Annotated in this window: 16 protein-coding genes and 2 pseudogenes; 10 read left to right on the top strand and 8 right to left on the bottom strand. The window is 69.6% G+C overall.

All coding sequences use genetic code 11. The features are described from left to right. Window positions 1–21 precede the first annotated feature (21 nt). The 5 genes from ACZ4UU_RS31825 to ACZ4UU_RS31805 all read left to right on the top strand — a co-directional run bounded on the left by ACZ4UU_RS31825 (window position 22) and on the right by ACZ4UU_RS31805 (window position 5001). Entirely contained in the window at window positions 22–1035 is a 1014-nt protein-coding gene (locus ACZ4UU_RS31825) for an aldo/keto reductase (RefSeq protein ID WP_471906853.1), read from the top strand. Beyond that, window positions 1026–1748, top strand: coding sequence for a FadR/GntR family transcriptional regulator (locus ACZ4UU_RS31820; RefSeq protein WP_048580978.1), 723 nt, complete (start codon window positions 1026–1028; stop codon window positions 1746–1748). The genes ACZ4UU_RS31825 and ACZ4UU_RS31820 overlap by 10 nt, the downstream gene beginning before the upstream one ends. Before the next feature lie 468 nt (window positions 1749–2216). After that, entirely contained in the window at window positions 2217–2831 is a 615-nt protein-coding gene (locus ACZ4UU_RS31815) for a TetR family transcriptional regulator (protein WP_471906852.1), read from the top strand. Window positions 2832–2963: 132 nt separating this feature from the next. Next, window positions 2964–3950, top strand: coding sequence for a zinc-binding dehydrogenase (locus ACZ4UU_RS31810; protein WP_471906851.1), 987 nt, complete (start codon window positions 2964–2966; stop codon window positions 3948–3950). A 76-nt stretch (window positions 3951–4026) separates the two neighbouring features. Further along, window positions 4027–5001 carry an alpha/beta hydrolase gene (locus ACZ4UU_RS31805; protein ID WP_471906850.1) on the top strand — a complete coding sequence of 325 codons (975 nt, stop codon included), beginning with the start codon at window positions 4027–4029 and terminating at the stop codon, window positions 4999–5001. 60 nt (window positions 5002–5061) lie between these two features. On the opposite strand, the gene ACZ4UU_RS31800 is transcribed toward ACZ4UU_RS31805, so the two are convergent. From ACZ4UU_RS31800 to ACZ4UU_RS31790, 3 genes and pseudogenes are all read right to left on the bottom strand, one after another. Further along, on the bottom strand, window positions 5062–5757 hold the full coding sequence (locus ACZ4UU_RS31800; RefSeq protein WP_471906849.1) for a type 1 glutamine amidotransferase domain-containing protein: 696 nt from the start codon (window positions 5755–5757) through the stop codon (window positions 5062–5064). A gap of 42 nt (window positions 5758–5799) precedes the next feature. Continuing rightward, window positions 5800–6525 (bottom strand): carbonic anhydrase, encoded by a 726-nt coding sequence (locus tag ACZ4UU_RS31795; RefSeq protein WP_471906848.1) that lies wholly within the window; start codon window positions 6523–6525, stop codon window positions 5800–5802. A gap of 215 nt (window positions 6526–6740) precedes the next feature. Further along, a pseudogene (locus ACZ4UU_RS31790) lies at window positions 6741–6968 on the bottom strand (MFS transporter); the annotation flags it as partial. 283 nt (window positions 6969–7251) lie between these two features. Here ACZ4UU_RS31790 and ACZ4UU_RS31785 point away from each other — a divergent pair. The 4 genes and pseudogenes from ACZ4UU_RS31785 to ACZ4UU_RS31770 form a co-directional block, all read left to right on the top strand. Beyond that, window positions 7252–7821, top strand: a complete 570-nt coding sequence (locus ACZ4UU_RS31785) for an RNA polymerase sigma factor (RefSeq protein WP_471906847.1) — start codon at window positions 7252–7254, stop codon at window positions 7819–7821. Continuing rightward, window positions 7818–8444, top strand: coding sequence for a hypothetical protein (locus ACZ4UU_RS31780; RefSeq protein ID WP_471906846.1), 627 nt, complete (start codon window positions 7818–7820; stop codon window positions 8442–8444). The genes ACZ4UU_RS31785 and ACZ4UU_RS31780 overlap by 4 nt, the downstream gene beginning before the upstream one ends. A gap of 219 nt (window positions 8445–8663) precedes the next feature. Beyond that, entirely contained in the window at window positions 8664–9458 is a 795-nt protein-coding gene (locus ACZ4UU_RS31775; RefSeq protein WP_471906845.1) for a DUF6281 family protein, read from the top strand. A 132-nt stretch (window positions 9459–9590) separates the two neighbouring features. Then, window positions 9591–9971 (top strand): annotated as a pseudogene (locus ACZ4UU_RS31770) (hypothetical protein); the annotation flags it as partial. Between the two features lie 13 nt (window positions 9972–9984). Here the strand turns inward: ACZ4UU_RS31770 and ACZ4UU_RS31765 are convergent. The 3 genes from ACZ4UU_RS31765 to ACZ4UU_RS31755 form a co-directional block, all read right to left on the bottom strand. After that, window positions 9985–11460, bottom strand: a complete 1476-nt coding sequence (locus ACZ4UU_RS31765; RefSeq protein WP_471906844.1) for an MFS transporter — start codon at window positions 11458–11460, stop codon at window positions 9985–9987. A gap of 149 nt (window positions 11461–11609) precedes the next feature. Beyond that, on the bottom strand, window positions 11610–11804 hold the full coding sequence (locus ACZ4UU_RS31760) for a ferredoxin (protein WP_471906843.1): 195 nt from the start codon (window positions 11802–11804) through the stop codon (window positions 11610–11612). A 65-nt stretch (window positions 11805–11869) separates the two neighbouring features. Continuing rightward, the gene (locus ACZ4UU_RS31755) at window positions 11870–13072 is read right to left on the bottom strand and encodes a cytochrome P450 (RefSeq protein ID WP_471906842.1); all 1203 of its coding nucleotides are present in this window, start codon (window positions 13070–13072) and stop codon (window positions 11870–11872) included. A gap of 119 nt (window positions 13073–13191) precedes the next feature. On the opposite strand from ACZ4UU_RS31755, the gene ACZ4UU_RS31750 reads away from it, so the two are divergent. Continuing rightward, complete coding sequence (locus ACZ4UU_RS31750; protein ID WP_471906841.1) at window positions 13192–13821, top strand: TetR/AcrR family transcriptional regulator; 630 nt, start codon at window positions 13192–13194, stop codon at window positions 13819–13821. 171 nt (window positions 13822–13992) lie between these two features. Here the strand turns inward: ACZ4UU_RS31750 and ACZ4UU_RS31745 are convergent, their stop codons facing one another. After that, window positions 13993–15213 (bottom strand): cytochrome P450, encoded by a 1221-nt coding sequence (locus ACZ4UU_RS31745; protein WP_471906840.1) that lies wholly within the window; start codon window positions 15211–15213, stop codon window positions 13993–13995. A 58-nt stretch (window positions 15214–15271) separates the two neighbouring features. Next, window positions 15272–16471, bottom strand: coding sequence for an NAD(P)/FAD-dependent oxidoreductase (locus ACZ4UU_RS31740; RefSeq protein ID WP_471906839.1), 1200 nt, complete (start codon window positions 16469–16471; stop codon window positions 15272–15274). Window positions 16472–16675 lie beyond the last annotated feature (204 nt).

Here is a 16675-nt window from a genome sequence, read left to right as displayed (position 1 = left end):
CAACGTCCCGAGGAGGGCACCTTGCACCGCAGGAAGATCACCAACACGCCCGTCGAACTCACCGAGCTCGGCTTCGGGGCCGCCGTCATCGGCAACCTCTACCGGGTCACCCCGGCCCATGATGCGAGAGCCGCCGTCGAGACCGCCTGGGACGCGGGCATCCGGTACTTCGACACCGCCCCCCACTACGGGCTCGGCCTCTCGGAGCGCCGGCTGGGGGCGGTTCTGCGGGACCGTCCGCGCGACGCCTACGTCATCTCCTCGAAGGTGGGGCGTCTGCTCGTCCCCAACGACAGGCCGCGGGGCGTCGACAGCGAAGGCTTCGCCGTACGGGACGATCTGCGGCGGGAGTGGGACTTCAGCCGGGACGGAGTACTCCGGTCCATCGAGGCCACTCTCGAGCGCACGGGTCTTGACCGGCTGGACGTCGTGTACCTGCACGATCCCGACGACCACTGGAAGCGGGCGGCCGAGGAGGCCATGCCCGCCCTGGCGGACCTGCGTGACCAGGGCGTCATCGGGGCCATCGGGGCCGGCATGAACCAGTCGGCCATGCTGGCCCGGTTCCTGCGCGAGACCGCCGCCGACGTGGTCATGCTGGCTGGGAGGTACAGCCTTCTCGACCAGTCATCACTGGACGACGTCCTGCCGGCGGCGGCGGAGCACGGCAAGAGCGTCGTGGCGGTCGGCGTGTTCAACTCGGGCCTGCTCTCCCTCGACCGGCCGGCGGAGGGCATGAAATACGACTACCGGGCTGCCCCGGTCGACCTCGTCGCGCGGGCGCGGGCCATCGCGGCCGTGTGCGAGGAGCACGGGACGACCCTGCCCGCGGCGGCGATCGCGTTCCCCTTCACGCACCCCAGTATCATCAACGTCACTCTTGGCATGCGCGACGGGAACCAGGTCACGCGGAACGCCGGACTCCACAGCCGACCCGTCCCCGATGGCCTCTGGGCCGATCTGCGTGCCCGGGGTCTCATCAGACCGGACGTGCCGGAGACGCACCCGCACGGAGAGGGGGCACGGTGTCACTGACGGACAAGGCCATCGAGGAGATTCGTGAGCTGATCCGGACCGGCGCCCTGCCTCCCGGTTCGAAGCTGCCTCCGGAATCGGAGCTGGCGGCTCAGCTGGGACTGTCCCGCAACCTGGCGCGCGAGGCGGTCAAGGCCCTGGCGGTCGCCCGCGTGCTGGAGATCAAGCGGGGCGACGGCACGTATGTCAGCAGCCTGCAGGCGAGCGTACTGCTGGAGGGCCTGGGCGGTGCCGTGGAACTGCTTCAGGCCGACGCAGGCGCGCTGTTGGACCTGATGGAGGTGCGGAGGCTGCTCGAACCGGTCGCCACCGGGCTCGCCGCCACCCGCATCACCGATGAGCAACTGGCCGAGGTTAAGCACCACCTCGACGCCATGCGGGAGGCCCGCGACGACGTCGAAGTGCTCAACGCGCACGACGCGGCGTTCCATCGCGCCGTTGTCGCGGCCACGGGGAACGAGTCCCTGCTGGCAATCCTCGAAGGCGTCTCCGGCCGCACGCTTCGCGCCCGGATCTGGCGAGGCCAGGCCGACGCCCGGGTCGCCGCCAGGACCGTGACGGAACACGAGGCGATCTTCGAGGCGCTGGCCGGCCGCGACGCCTCACTCAGCCAGGCGGCCGCACTGCTGCACGTCAGCAGCACGGAACAGTGGTTGCGGGACCACATAGAGTCCGGCGGTCTTCCCTCCGGCACCCCCGCGAGCTCCGGCTGAGAGCGGACAGGACACGTCCGGAGTTCGGGACGGCCGGAGTTGCGTGACGGAGGATTCTCACTCCAGGTTCTGGACCACTGCCTCTGCGACGGCCCTGGCGCTGCTGGGGTTCTGTCCGGTGATGAGGCGGCCGTCCTCGACGAGGTGGACGTCGAAGGGCTTGTCCGCAGTGCTGTAGGAGGCTCCGAGTTCCTTGAGCCGGTCCTCCAGGCTGTAGAGGACGGCGTGCGCCCGCTGGGCGAGTTCCTCCTGGGGATTTCGTGGATGTCGACGACCAACCGGTCAACGACGAGCCGAGCATGCCCTACGCCGGGGTGAAGGAGAGCGGCTGGGGCCGCTTCGGCGCGGGGAACCTCGCGACTTCCCGATCTGACCCGTCGTGCGGTATGGCCGTCATCCGTCGCCATCATGACAGTGACTCCCATCTCTGTTGCTTCTATCAATTGAGCACCTGCTACCGTCATGGCTGTGACTGCTAAGTCGGATCTACGGGAACGCCGTCGCCTGGCAACCCAGGCCGAGATCGAGGACGCCGCGCTCGACCTGTTCGAGAGACAGGGTTGCGAGCACACGACCGTGCTCGAGATCGCGCGGGCGGCCGGCGTCTCGCAGAGCACGTTCTTCCGGTACTTCGCGACGAAGGAGGACACGGCGCTGGGGTCGCACCGCGCCTTCGAGTCCGCTTTCGTCGCGCGCCTGGGCGATGCCGAGGCCAGACCCTTGAAGCTTCGCGACATCGAAGAGGTCATTGCCGCAGCCCTGGGTGATCTGAGCGCCGATGGGGCCGACGTGCTGGGCCGCATGCGGCGGGTCCGCGGCCTGCTCATGCGGGACACGGTCCTGCGCAGCGCGGCACTGGGGTGGGAGGCCGAACAGTGTCAACGGTTCCTCCGTCTTCTGGCGGACGCCACCGGCACTGAGAGCGTGGACCTCCGGGTCCGGATGATGCTCGAGACCGTGAGCGTCACACTGCGCGTCGCGTTCGACGAGTGGGCTTCACACCGGGCCCCGGAGGGCGACGCCGATCTGGTCGAGGTCTACCGCACCACCTGCGCCCGCCTGCGTGATGTGGTCTCCGACTGACTCGTGGGCCGCCCGCCGCCCGCCGGCCTCTGACCCATCACGGCGCCTACGCCGAGCGGATCACCGTTTCCGCCGAGATGCTCGTGCCTGTCCCCGGCCATCTATGACGACACATCAGGAGCAAACCCCTTCATGCGCGCCCTGGTTCTCGACCAGCCCGGCCCCTGCGACACCCTACGGCTGGCGGACCTGCCGGTCCCCGAGCCCGGGCCGGGGCAGGTTCGGATCAGAGTCGAGGCCTGCGGACTGAACCCGTCGGACTACCAGCGTGCCGCCTACGGCATCCCCGAGTGGACCTGGCCCGCCGTTCTGGGACTGGACGTCGTGGGCACCGTGGACGAGCTCGGCGCAGGCGTGACGAACGTCCGTACGCGGCAGCGCGTGGCGTACCACGCGGACATCCGCGAACGCGGCGGCTTCGCTGAGTACACCCTGGCGGACGCCCAGGCCCTGGCGCCGGTTCCGGCGGGCCTCGATCCGGCCGCCGCGGCCGCTCTGCCCTCGGCAGGCATGACGGCCTATCAGGCGGTGGTGCGCCGTCTGCACGTCACCGCGGAGGACACCGTTCTCGTCACCGGCGGTGCCGGGGGAGTCGGCGGCTTCGCAGTCCAACTGGCCGCAATGGCCGGAGCACGGGTGCTGGCCACCGCGTCCGCGGACAACGCCGCGTATGTGAAGGGTCTCGGCGCGGAAGCCGTCGTCGACTACCGCACAGAACATGTGGCTTCCCGTGTACGGGAGTTGACCGAGGGCCGGGGTGTGGACGCCGTGGTCGACACCGTGGGCCCGGACTCGGCCACCACCAACCTGGGTCTTCTGGTTCACGGTGGCCGCCTCGCCGCGATCGCGGGGCGGCCCGACCTCGGCGTTGTGCCGCCGTTCTCCATGGCACCCTCCCTCCACGAGATCGCGCTCGGCGCCGCGTACACGGTCGGAGACGAACGAGCGCGCAGGCAGCTGTCGACGATGCTCACCGAGCTGCTCTCCATGGCAGCCGATGGACGGCTGGACCCGATGGTGACCCGGACCATCGCCCTGGAAGACGTGCCCGCTGCGCTGACCGAACTGTCGGGCCGCCGGGTGCGGGGCAAGCTGGTCCAGGTCTTCGCACGCCGATGAGGCGTACGTCCACCACCTCGTCGACGACACCGTTCCGCCGCGGCTGACCGTGAGCGACCATGTGAGGAGAGACCCCGTGCAACCGACACCGCCCCCCTTCGACACCGAGCTCGACGCTGTTCTGCAGGCGATGGCAGCAGAGGGCAGCACCTTGCCGGATCTCACCGCGGAGGGGATCGCTGCCGCGCGCCAGATGCTGGATGCCGCGGTCTCCGGCGACGAACAGCTGAGTCACCAGGGCTTCTTCGAGGTCGAGGACCGGGTCGTACCGGGGCCTGAGGGTGCCCCCGGCGTGTCGCTCCTGATCTGCCGCCCTGTGGCGTCCGGCGGCCCGCGGCCCGTGATCTATCACGTCCACGGCGGCGGCATGGTGATCGGTAACAACCGGTCCGGTGTGGACATGATCGTGGGCTGGGCACGGGAGTTGGACGCGGTGGTGGTGTCCGTCGAGTACCGGCTCGCACCGGAACACCCGCACCCCGCGCCCATCGAGGACGTGTACGCCGGCCTGTCGTGGACGGCCGATCACGCGCGGGAGATTGGCGGTGACCCCGAGCGGATCGTCGTAGCGGGAGCCAGCGCGGGCGGTGGCCTCGCCGCCGGGCTCGCGCTGCTGCTCAGGGATCGCAAGGGGCCGCAGCCTGTCGGGCAGTTGCTCATGGGGCCGATGCTGGACGATCGCAACGACACACCGTCCGCCCGTCAGATGCAGGGTCTGGGCATCTGGGACCGTACGGCCAACGAGTCGGGCTGGACAGCGCTGCTGGGCGGCGGGCGTGGTGGCCCGGACGTGTCCCCCTATGCGGCGCCGGCCCGTGCCGAGGACCTGTCCGGGCTGCCCCCTGCCTATCTCGACGTCGGCTCGGCGGAGACCTTCCGGGACGAGGTCGTCTCGTACGCCTCCCGCGTCTGGCAGGCCGGCGAGGTGGCCGAACTGCATGTGTGGCCGGGCGGATTCCACGGTTTCGAGGGCTTCGCCCCGCAGGCCGCCCTCGCCCGTACGGCTGTGGCCGCGCGGTTGAACTGGCTGCGGCGGCTCCTTGCCGAGTGAGGGAGGGGGCGTCCGCGCAGCCACGTGGTCGGCAGTCCCCGTCGCATGAGGGACGACCTCTCAGGCCAGGTGTCGGACCACTGCCTCGGCGACGGCCCTGGCGCTGCCGGGATTCTGGCCGGTGATGAGATGGCCGTCCTCGACGACGTGGACGTCGAAGGGCTTGTCCGCGGTGCTGTAGAGGGCTCCGAGTTCCTTGAGCCGGTCCTCCAGGCTGTAGGGGACGGCGCCCGCCCGCTGGGCGAGTTCCTCCTCCCGCCAGGAGAAGCCGGTGACGTTCCTGCCCTTCACCAGGGGCTCACCGCTGCTCAGTGTGACGTCGAGCAGACCGCATGGCCCGTGGCAGACGGCCGAGACGATCCGGCCGGTCTCGTAGAACCGTGCGATGAGCGTCTCCAGCGCCTGGCTCTGAGGGAAGTCGAACATCACGCCGTGTCCGCCGGTGAGGTAGATGGCGTCGTAGTCGTCGACGTCCACCTGGGGCACGGCCACGGTGTCCTTGAGCCTGTCCATGAACTGGCGGTCGGTGTACCGCTTGTCGGTGCCGAGGTCGCCGAGAACGGTGTGGGCGAGGCTCTCCGGGTCGAGTGGCACGGCCCCGCCCTGGATGCTGGCGATGGTGACGTCAAATCCGGCCTGCTCGGCGACGTCGTAGAAGTGTGTGAGTTCACCCAGCCAGAGACCGGTGCGGTATCCGACCTTTTCGTACTCGCCGGTGCTGGTGACGATGACGAGGATGCGGTTCGTGCGGGGCATGGAATTCCTTTCAGGGACGAAATACGCGGGTGGTCCGTGCCGTCAGGCAGAAGGCGCACCGGTCAGGACTTCCACCCGGCCGGTGTCGAGAGAGTAGTAGGCGCTGACGACAGCCAGGTCGCCCTTCTTCACGAGCGGGGCGAGGTCGGCGTTGGACCGCAGGGCGGCGGAGGTCTGCTTGGTATGGATGCGGATCATGGCGTCGACCGGATCGGCGTGCTTGGCCTTCGCCGTCTCCTCGTAGGCGGGCCGCAGCGCCTCGGCGATGGCCTGCAGGTTGCCGGGCAGCGGCTTGTTGTCCTTCAGCGCCTTGTACGCGGCCTTGACGGCACCGCAGCGCTGGTGCCCGAGTACGACGATCAGCGGCGTCCCCGACGTCATGGGTCCGTACTCGACGGAGCCGGTGACCACCGGTCCCACCACCTGCCCGCCGGTACGCATCACGAACAGGTCGCCGAGCCCGGTGTCGAACAGCAGCTCCGGCGGCACCCGGGAGTCGATGCAGGACAGGATCACGCCGTAGGGATCCTGCTCCTCGGCGACGAACTGGCGCCGGCTGGGGTCCCGGTCGGGGTGCGTCAGCTTCCCGTCCACCCAGCGCTTGTTGCCCTCCATCAGCCGGGCGAAGGCCGCCCACGGCGAGTCCGGCCGAGCGTCCGAAGACCCGCCGTGGGCACTTGGTGACGGCGAGGAGGCCTTCGCCGCGTTCTCCGTTGTTGTGCTGTCCGTATCCGACGAGCAGCCAGAAAGCGCGGCCACTGTGGCCATGAGTCCTCCGGTGAGTATGGATCTGCGCAACGGCTGTACAACCCTGCCCATTGGTATTTCCTTTGCTGTCAGTTCTGGGGTGAGCCCAAATGTAGGAGTGGTTTTCCCGGCGCCCCCGGTACCCGGGAAGTGAATCGGGGTGCGGCGATTGCTACTTGAGTACTGCTACAAGAAGGTCTTCGCCGTGTCGGACGGCTTGACCGACGCGTTCGCCGGGTAGCGTCGGGCTTCCTGCCGGGCAACAAGGCGGCGAGCGCACAGCACAGCGCGGCGGCGCCGGCGCCGATGGCCAGGACGGTTTTGAAGCCGTTCTCCGACGGCAGGGTGTGGCCCGCGAAGTCGGTGGTCATCTGTGCCAGGACCACGGCGATGACGGCGCTGGAGAAGGAGGTGCCGAGGGAGCGCATCAGGGTGTTGAGGCTGTTGGCGTCGGCGGTCTCGGAGCCCGAGCAGAAACGCGGCGCTTGGCAGGTCCGCGGGAACCGCGAACCGACCGGGACATCCAGCCGGTCTCCGTCGGCTTGGAGCCCGATGACAAGCCCACCGGATGGCTGGACGCGAACCTCCAGCGCAGAATTCGCTACGGAGCCGACACACGCAGGTGCCGGCTCTGTACACGGGCGTCCGCGTGACGACCCGCGCCCAGGGCTGCTTCCCCGCCGATGGTTCGGGTTGCTCGTTCTGAAAGGATGCGGCCGGTGCCGGACAGAGCAGGGTGTGGAATCCATGACGGAGAGAGCGCCCCGGGCCGCAGAGGCCCGCTTCGAGGCGCTGGCGCACGTGGCGGTGGAGCCGCTGCACCGCTATCTGGTGCGGCGGGCGGATGCCGACGTGGTCGAGGACGTCCTCTCGGAGACGCTGCTTGTGCTCTGGCGTCGCATCGACGAGGTGCCGGGGCTCAAAGCAGGCCCCGCGGTCGATCCCGATGACGTTCTGCCCTGGTGCTACGGGGTGGCCCGCGGCTGTCTGGCCAACGCCCGCCGGGCGGAAAGACGCCGGCTTCGGCTGGTGGAGCGGCTGGCCCGGACGCGCGAGACCCTCCCGACCGCACCGGCCGACCACACCGACCTGCACGCCGCACTCGACAAGCTCGGCGCGCTGGACCGTGAGGTGGTGCTCCTGTGGGCGTGGGAGGAATTGGAGCCGCGCCAGATCGCGGAGGTGACCGGCATGACCTCCAACGCCGTGAGCATCCGGCTGCACCGGGCGAAGAAGAAACTCGCCGGACTCCTCGGGGAGCGAAAGAACAGCGCACCGGCCGGACATGAGACGAGTGAAGGAAGGAGCAGTCGGTGAACGACGACGAGCTGCGGGCCCACCTGAGGACCGTGGACCCGGCACTGACCTCGAACGCTCCGCTGCCGGACATCAGCCGTCTTGTGGAGGCCGCGATCACCCATGACAGTACGACCCAGTCGGCGCCCGGCGCCGCCACCGTCACACCTCTGTCGCCGAAGCGCACCCCGGGCGCAGGCCGCCGTAGCCTCCTCGGGCTGGCAGCGGCCGCCGCACTGCTCGGGGGAGGCGGCATCACCTGGGGAATCGCGACGAACCAAGGCCAGCCGCCCTCGGCAGGCCCGCTGGCACTGACCGTCAAGCGCGTCGACAGCGGGACACCCTCAGCCGCGTGTACGGAGCCCACCATCGACACCCTGCGCGGCAGTTCGACCGCCTTCGAGGGCACGGTGATCTCCGAAGAGGGCGACCGGGTCGAGTTCCGTATCGACCACTGGTACCGCGGCGGCGACACCACCACGGCCCGCCTCGGCAACGACGAGGACTGGCCGGAGGGACCGGCGTTCGAGGTCGGTCAGCACTACCTCGTGACCGCCGAGAACGGCGTCGTCCCGGTATGCGGCGGCACCATCCGGGCCACGGACCAGGACAGGAACCTGTTCCGCCAAGCCTTCGAGAAGTGAGCGAACCTCGGTAGGCGCGGCCCGGCTCGCGGGGCGCGGCGGCGGCCCCACCGCATCTCATCCTCGTACGTCGGCAGTACACATCCGACACAACCGCCGCGCGGCAGAGGCCTCCGGCCGCCGCGCGGCGGCACCCACTCGTGGCCTGCACCACAACCTGCATCTCTCGGCATGGGAAAGGCTCCCGGTCCGCCGAACGTCCATCAAGGAGACATAACAATGACCACTGCGATCAATCCTGCCCGAAATGTGAAGAAGATCCTGCTGGTGACGACTGCTTTCGCCGCTCTCGCAGTCGGATGCTCGCCGACTGCGTCGGACGACGCGAGCTCGAAGTCCCAGTCGGACAAGGCGGTCTCGAAGACGAAGTCGGAGAACTCGGCACCTCTGGCCCCCGCCGCCTGCGCGGAGCCGCTCGATGTGGAGTTCGACGGCCGCGTCTACAGGGCCGTCGAGAACGTCGATTTCAGGATCGGGAACAAGGTGGGCAAGGCCGTCTCGGTCATGTGCGACGACACGGACCAGAAGAGCGACGCTCTGCTCCCTCAGCCGGAATCGTCCGCCTATGAGATCGAGGGTGTCGATCCCCACGTCGCCATCGCGGTCAACGACATGTTCTTCGTGGTCAACACCGGCAAGAAGCTGCCCGCCAAGGTCCAAAAGCTTATCGACGAGGCGGCCGCGGAGACCGGGACGGAAACGCCGATGGTCGAAAGCGCATGCGCGGCGGAGGTGGAATACGCCGGCAAGGTCTACACGGGCATCAGCGTCCACCATGACGTCAAGGTCGGGAACAAGGTGGGCAAGGCCGTCCACGTCGCCTGCAACGACACACCCGACGACAACAACGACGGCCTCGTCCCACAGCCGGAATCGCCCGCGTACAAGATCCCCGTTGTCAACCCCGGCATCGCCATCGCGGTCTACGACGCCCTGGACACGATGCAGATCTACGTGGCCGACCTCGACAAGTCCCTGCCCGCCGAGCTCCAGAAGCTCACCAAGGCCTCGTAACTGCACCCCACATACTGCCGCCGCACCACCCTCTTCCCCTGCGCGCCGTCGACCTCGCCGTCGCCGTCACCCAGGGGGAGCTCCCAACGCGCCATCGCCCAGGCCTGCGCGCGTACACCGAGCTCAGCGGCAATGCGGCCACACGACCGAAATCCCGCATGCGCACCCGCGACGGCACACCCAAGCCGACCCGCGATACGACGGCACACCCAAGCCGACCCGCGATACGAAGGAGCCCAGGCACGAGCAGGGGCGGAGAGCGGTGTCCGCGAGTGTCACCCGGCCGTGCTCGTCGAGGAGACGGGAGGCAAAGTGTTGGGCTCGGTCCCGTACCGGATCCAGAAGTTCCTCGGCGGGACATCATGGGACACGGGAGCGTTGTCGGCCGATGTGCAGGCTTATGTGGTCCGGGAGTCGGGGGATCGTGAGGCGACGCCAGTGCCGGACGACACCCAGGTGATCAAGAAGGGCGACAAGTCCGTCGGGGGCGCCCGCCAGCACTGCGGAGTGACGCCGCGAGCCGGCGCTACGAGGCTGTCTTCGCCGGCTCCGACGGCTTGGCGGACGCGTGCGGCCCGACCGCCCCGGGCTGCTGACGGGGGAGGAACGCGGCGAGGGCGCAGCACAGCAGGGCAGCAACGGCGCCGAGGGCCAGGACGGTCCTGAAGCCGTTCTCCGACGGAAGGGCGTGGCCCGCGAAATCAGTGGTCATCTGTGCCAGGACCACGCCGACGACGGCGCTGGAGAAGGAGGTGCCGAGGGAGCGCATCAGGGTGTTGAGGCTGTTGGCGGCGGCGGTCTCGGACACCGGTACGGCGCCCATGATGAGCGCGGGCATGGCACCGTACGCCAGCCCCATGCCCGCGCCGACGATGCAGCCGACCGCGACCAGCTGCCAGATCTCGGACATCAGCACGATGCCGATCCCGTAACCGGCGGCGACGACCAGCGCGCCGGTCATCAGGGTGACCTTGGGGCCGCGTGCCTTGGTGATGCGGGCGGAGAGCGGGGCCGTGGCCATCATCACCAGGCCCATGGGCGCCATGGCCAGACCGACGGTCAGCAGGTCCTGGCCCATGCCGTAGCCGGTCTGCTCGGGCAGTTGCAGCAGCTGCGGCATGACCAGGGACAGCGCGAACATCGAGAAGCCGATGGCGACGGACGCGAGGTTGGTGAACAGCACCTGGCGACGGGCGGTGGTACGCAGGTCGACCAGCGGCGCGCCGACGCGCAGTTCGAAACGTCCCCACAGGAGCAGCACGATCGAGGCGGCGGCGAACAGGCCGAGGGTGGTCGTGCTGCCCCAGCCCCAGTCGGCTCCCTTGGACACGGCCAGCAGCAGACAGACCAGTCCGGCCGAGAGACCGGCCGCTCCCAGCAGGTCGAAGCGGCCGCCTGTGCGCACCTCGGATTCGGGGACGATCGTCACGACAAGGACCACGGCCAGGACGCCGAGGACCGCGGAGGCCCAGAAGAGCACGTGCCAGTCGAAGTGATCGGCGATCAGGGCGGCCGCGGGCAGCCCCAGCGCACCGCCGATGCCGAGGGACGCGCTCATCAGGGCGGTCGCGCCGGGCAGCCGCTCGGCGGGCAGTTCGTCACGCATGATGCTGATGCCGAGTGAGACGGCGCCCGCGGACAGACCCTGCAGCGCCCTGCCGATGATCATCGGGGTGAGCGAGTCGCTGAGGCCGCAGACCACCGAGCCGGCCACGAGGAGGGCGAGGCTGAGCAGCAGCATGCGCCGCTTGCCGTACATGTCACCGAGCCGTCCCATGACGGGGGTGGCGACGGCGCCGGCGAGCAGCGTGGCGGTGATGGCCCAGGCCGTGTCGGCCGGGGAGGCGCCGAGGAGTTCCGGAAGCTCGGGGATCAGGGGGATGACGAGGGACTGCATCAGCGAGACCACGATCCCGCCGAAGGCCAGGGCCGCCACGACGGCGTTCGCTCGCGGAGCGGCGGACGCCTCCTCGGCGGCCGGGCGGGATGGTGCTGCGGACATGGAAGGGCCTCTCGGGTGCGGTACGGGACAGGGGCGTGCGAACTCGGGGAAGTGGCATGGCGCATGGGGGAAGCGGCGCTCCCCCGGGGAAGTGGGGGAGCGCCGCCCGGGCCGGCGGCGGCCCGGCCTCGGGGGTGCCGATCGCGCGGCTACTCCTTCAGGCGGATGGCTGCCGCCGGACAGATCGCCGCGGCCTCCCGGACGCCCTCGTGCAGACCGGCGGCGGGGTTCTCGGTGAGCAGGATGGCGATCCCGTCCTCGTCACGCTGGTCGAATACCTCGGGTGCGGCGACGACGCACTGTCCCGCGGCGACGCACTTGGGCTCGTCGAACTCGATGTGCATGGTTTTCTCCTCTGGTGTGGGGGTCTGTGCTGCAACAGGTGGGGTCTTGGGCCGGGGAAGGCAGGTCAGTCGTGGTCCCAGGCGATCGGCAGGCGCTCCGGACCGCGGGTGAGCACCCCGGACTTCCAGACGACGTCCGCCTCGGACTCGTGGAACCGCAGACCCGGGAAACGGGTCAGCAGGGTGCGCAGGGCCACCTGCAGTTCCACCCGGGCGAGCGGGGAGCCCAGGCAGTGGTGTGCGCCGTGCCCAAAGGCGAGGTGGGGGGCCTCACGGCGCTCCAGGTCGAGTTGGTGGGGGCAGGTGAACACAGACTCGTCCCGGTTGGCCGAGTGCAGGGCGACCACCACGGGCTCGCCGGCCCGTACTGTCACCCCGCCGACCTCGACGTCCTCAAGGGCGTAGCGGGCGAAGGCGGTGCCGGTCGTCAGCGGGACGAAGCGCAGGAGTTCCTCCACCGCCTGCGGGATCCGGTCCAGGTCGGCGCGCAGGGCCGCGTGCTGCTCGGGGTGAGTGAGCAGCAGGTACACGAAGTCGCTGATCTGGGTGGCGGTCGTCTCGAAGCCGCCGACGAGGAGGCCGGAGAGCATGGTCAGCAGCTCTTCCTCGGAGAGCCGGTCGTCCTCGTCCCGCGCGGCGACGAGGTCGCCGATCAGGTCGTCGCGGGGATGCTCTCGGTGCTCGGCGATCAAGCCGGTCATATGGGCGGTCAGGCTTGCCCGGTGCTCGGCCGCTTCCTCCGCCGTGTACTTGGTGGTGGAGATGAACGCCTCGGCCCAGACCTGGAACTTCTCCCGGTCCTCGAAGGGCACTCCGAGCAGGGCGCTGATCACGCTGATCGGCAACGGCAGCGCGAAGTCGGTGACCAGATCGGCGGGGGCACCCTTGGCGAGCATCCGGTCGGCCAGATCGGCGGCGATCCGCTCGATCCGGGGCCGCCAGTCCTCGACCCGCTTGACGGTGAACGCCTTGGCCGCGAGCCGGCGCAGGCGGCTGTGCTCCGGCGGGTCCATGATCATGAGGGCGTCCGGCGGGGTCGGGAAGGGCCGCATGCGCGGCTCGTCGCGCCGGAGGCTTTCGTTCCGGCTGAAGCGGGGGTCACTGAGGACGAACCGCGCGTCCGCGTAGCGGGTGGCCAGCCAGGCGGGCTCGCCGTAGGGGAGTTGCACCCTGCTCAGTGGCTGCTCCCTCCTCAGGGCGGAGTACAGAGGGCTGAGATCGAGCTTCTCGGCCGTGAACGGGTATGCGGCGGGCTGGGTGACCGGCATGGACGACTCCTTGGTGGGGGCAAGGTTTAACTGAGATGACGCTATCGGTTATATCTCTCGGTTGAGAACTCAGTGAGGTGTCTCATGGATAGTTGACTATCGGTTGATAAGGTGGAGCGGTGACTGCTGAGACTCCGCGTCGACTGCGCGCCGACGCCGCCCGCAACTCCGAGAAGATCCTCCGGGCCGCGCGCGCGATCTACGCCGAGAGCGGCCCTGACGCCTCGCTGGAGGAGATCGCCCGTCGCGCCGGTGTCGGCATCGCGACGCTGTACCGGCGGTTCCCGAACAAGGAGGAACTCGTCCGGGCGGCGCTGGAACAAAAGATCACCGAGGAGATGTCGCCCGCGATCAGCGGAGCGCTCGCTGACAGCGACCCCCTGCGCGCGCTCGCGACCCTGTGGGAGGCCTCGGTCTCCTTCGCGGCGCGGGAACGAGGCCTCCTCGGTGCCGTGCGCGACTCGGGCTCCCTGGCCTCCGAACTCTCCGAACCGTTCTACGAGGCCCTGATGGTGGTCACCCGACGGGCACAGATCGCCGGACGGGTCCGCGCCGACCTCGTGCCCGACGACCTCCACCGGATCACGGTGATGCTGCTCAGCGTGCTGCACACGGTGCAGCCCGGCAGTGCCGGCTGGAAGCGCTACATCACCCTGATGCTCGACGGCCTCGCGCCAGCGCAGCCCACCGTGCTTCCGTCGCCCGAGCCGCTCAGGCAGTGGCCGACGCGAGGTTCCCGGCCTGCCTGACAGAGGACGGCAGCCGAGTTCGGCCGGCCTGTCCACTGGAGGGGTCGTGGGACCGGCGGCGGGGGGTGGCTGGGGCCGCCGGTCCCACGGTGCGCCGCCTGACCTGTCCCCGGTGTGGCGGCGCTGGGGGCGCCTCCGTAGTGGAGGTCGCCCGTCCGTGGGTTCCCTCCGTTACCAGGTGACCGGCAGTTCGTGGACGCCGAAGGCGGCCATCGTGCCCCGGAACGGGACCTCTTCCAGGGGCACGGCCAGGCGGAGACCGGGCAGCCTGCGCAGCAGCCGGGGCAGCGCCTCCGTCAGTTCCACCCGGGCCAGGTTCTGCCCGAGGCACTGGTGGATGCCGTAGCCGAAGGCGATGTGGCCGCGGGTGCTGCGCGTGATGTCGAGGGACCCGGCGTCGTCCATGAAGGACGGGTCGTGGTTGGCGGCGGGCAGGTTGACGGCGAGGATGTCGCCGGCCTTGACCTCCTGGCCGCCGATGACGAGGTCCTCGTGGGCGGCGCGCCAGATCATGTCCTGGGCGATGGAGAGGTAACGCAGCAGTTCCTCGATGGCGTTCGCGACCACCTTGGGGTCGTCGCTGTCCCGGACCAGGGCCGCCTGCTCCGGGTGCTCCAGCAGGGTCAGCGTGCCCAGGCCGATCATGTTGGCGGTGGTCTCGTGGCCGGCGATGAGCAGGACGAGGCCGTTCATGGCCACTTCCTCCGGCTTGAGCTCACCCGTCTCGACGCGCTCGGCGATCAGCCGGCTGATCAGGTCGTCGCCGGGCTCGCGTTGCTTGCGCTGCACGAGCTCCATCAGGAAACCGAACAGCTCGGCGCTCGCATGGCTCTTCTCCTGCGGGGTGACGTCCGGCTGGTTGATCGTGATGCTGTGCTTCTGGAAGAACTCGTGATCCTCGTAGGGCACCCCGAGTAGCAGGGAGATGACCAGGGACGGCATCGGAAGCGCGAAGGACACGACGAGATCGGCCGAGTCGCCCTTGGCGGTCATCTCGTCGATGAACCGGTCGACCATCGCCCGCACCTGGGGGCGCATCGCCTCCATGCGCTTGACCGTGAAGTCCTTGGTCAGCATCAGGCGGATCCGGGCGTGCTCGGGGTCGTCCATGCGCGGGAACGCTGGCACCTGCTGCTGTTCCCCGCCCGGGTGCATCCGGGGGTAGCGGATGGTGTCGGCGCTGATCCGCTGGTCGGACAGGACGAGTTTGACGTCCTCGTGGCGGGTGACGACCCAGGCGGTCTCACCGTTCCACAGCCGCACCTTCTGCAGCCCGTCGCCCAGGCGCCACTGCTCGTACTCGGCGGGCAGATCGAGCGGACAGCGTGCGGAGCGGGCGGCGGGGTAGGCCGGCAGATCGAGGTTGCCGGTCGGATCGGTGGCCGTGCTCATGGGTCCTCCAGTGGGGGTTGTGGGGGTTGGTGGGTAGAGGGGAGCTGCGGATGTGGGGCTATGCGACGGCGGTGCCGATGACGGCTTCCGTCCAGGCGGTGCTGGCCGCGACGAGCGAGCGCCAGGCGCGTACGGCCTTGGGCGGCAGCCCCGCGGCGAGTACGCCGGTCAGCCGTTCGCCCCGGCGGTAGACGACGAGCAGCCGCCGCGCGTCCTCGGCCTGCAGGACGAGCGCCTCGTCGTGACCGCGCAGGTAGCCGTACGCGTGGATCTTGACGTCGTACTGGTCGGACCAGAAGTACGGCACCGGCGCGAACGGTCGTCGCTGGTCGGGGGTGAGGTGGTTGCGGGCGACGACCATGGCCTGCTCGGCGGCGTTCGTACGGTGCTCGATGCGCATCGGCGTACCGAAGAGCGGGTTGTGCCAGCGGACCACGTCGCCGACTCCGTGGACGTCGGGCGCTGCGGCGCAGTACTCGTCGCACAGCAGCCCGTCCTGGAGGGCCAGGCCGCTGCCGTCCAGCCATTCGGTGTTGGGGAGCGAGCCGATGGCCACGAGGACGTCGTCGGCGGGCAGGACGCTGCCGTCGGACAGCAGGACACCGGTGACCCGGCCGGCGGAGCTCTGGATCTCATGGACCGACGTGTTGGTGCGTACGTCCACGCCGTGGGCCAGGTGTATCCGGGTCAGGAACCGTCCGGCTTCGTCGCCGACGGCCTGGCCCATGGGGACCGTGCCCGCCTCCAGGAGCGTCACCGCGACGCCCAGGGCGCGGGCCGTGGCCGCCACCTCCGCCCCGATGAAGCCCCCTCCGACGATCACCAGGCGGCGGTCCGGCCGCAGGCGTTCCTTGAGTGCCAGCGCGTCCCCGACGGTCCGCAGCACATGCACACCGGACACACCATCGCAGCCCGGCAGGCGGCGTGGACGGACACCGGTGGCGACGACCAGCGCGTCGTACGGCACCCGGCTTCCGTCCGCCAGGTGCACCTGGCGGGAGCTGCGGTCCAGCCCGACGGCGGTCGCTCCCAGGCGCAGATCGAGGCCGAGGGCGTCGATGTCCGCCGCCGGGCGCAGCGCCAGGCGGTCCAGTTGCCAGTCGCCCTTGAGCAGTTGCTTCGACAGGGGTGGTCGGTCGTAGGGGGCATGGGGTTCGTCGCCCACGAGAGTGATCGCACCCTCGTAGCGCGCCCGGCGCAGTGCCTCCGCCGTGGCCAGTCCGCCCGCCGACGCGCCGACCACCACGATCCGGTTCACGAGGCCGCCCTGCGGCCGACTGCACCGATGTCGGCTGTCAGTGGCATCAGATGTTGCATCAGATGTCTCCTTTGCTGAGCCGTTGCGATGAACCGCTCGGCTCTCCGTACTGATAGCTACTCTCGCTTGTCGCTGATAGTGGGGCAACCTACTTGAGAAGTAAGCGCCCGTTGACTCTGTCATCCGTAGGTTGCATCCGGGAGA

The sequence above is a fragment of the Streptomyces sp. NPDC028907 genome (assembly GCF_055564995.1).
This window is presented reverse-complemented; position numbering and strand designations above follow the sequence as displayed.

Coding starts and splice junctions, on each gene's coding strand:
- ACZ4UU_RS31775 (WP_471906845.1), top strand. CDS start 8,664: ATGACCACTGCGATCAATCCTGCCCGAAATGTGAAGAAGATCCTGCTG.
- ACZ4UU_RS31745 (WP_471906840.1), bottom strand. CDS start 15,213: ATGAGCACGGCCACCGATCCGACCGGCAACCTCGATCTGCCGGCCTAC.
- ACZ4UU_RS31755 (WP_471906842.1), bottom strand. CDS start 13,072: ATGCCGGTCACCCAGCCCGCCGCATACCCGTTCACGGCCGAGAAGCTC.
- ACZ4UU_RS31795 (WP_471906848.1), bottom strand. CDS start 6,525: ATGGCCACAGTGGCCGCGCTTTCTGGCTGCTCGTCGGATACGGACAGC.
- ACZ4UU_RS31785 (WP_471906847.1), top strand. CDS start 7,252: ATGACGGAGAGAGCGCCCCGGGCCGCAGAGGCCCGCTTCGAGGCGCTG.
- ACZ4UU_RS31800 (WP_471906849.1), bottom strand. CDS start 5,757: ATGCCCCGCACGAACCGCATCCTCGTCATCGTCACCAGCACCGGCGAG.
- ACZ4UU_RS31765 (WP_471906844.1), bottom strand. CDS start 11,460: ATGTCCGCAGCACCATCCCGCCCGGCCGCCGAGGAGGCGTCCGCCGCT.
- ACZ4UU_RS31760 (WP_471906843.1), bottom strand. CDS start 11,804: ATGCACATCGAGTTCGACGAGCCCAAGTGCGTCGCCGCGGGACAGTGC.
- ACZ4UU_RS31810 (WP_471906851.1), top strand. CDS start 2,964: ATGCGCGCCCTGGTTCTCGACCAGCCCGGCCCCTGCGACACCCTACGG.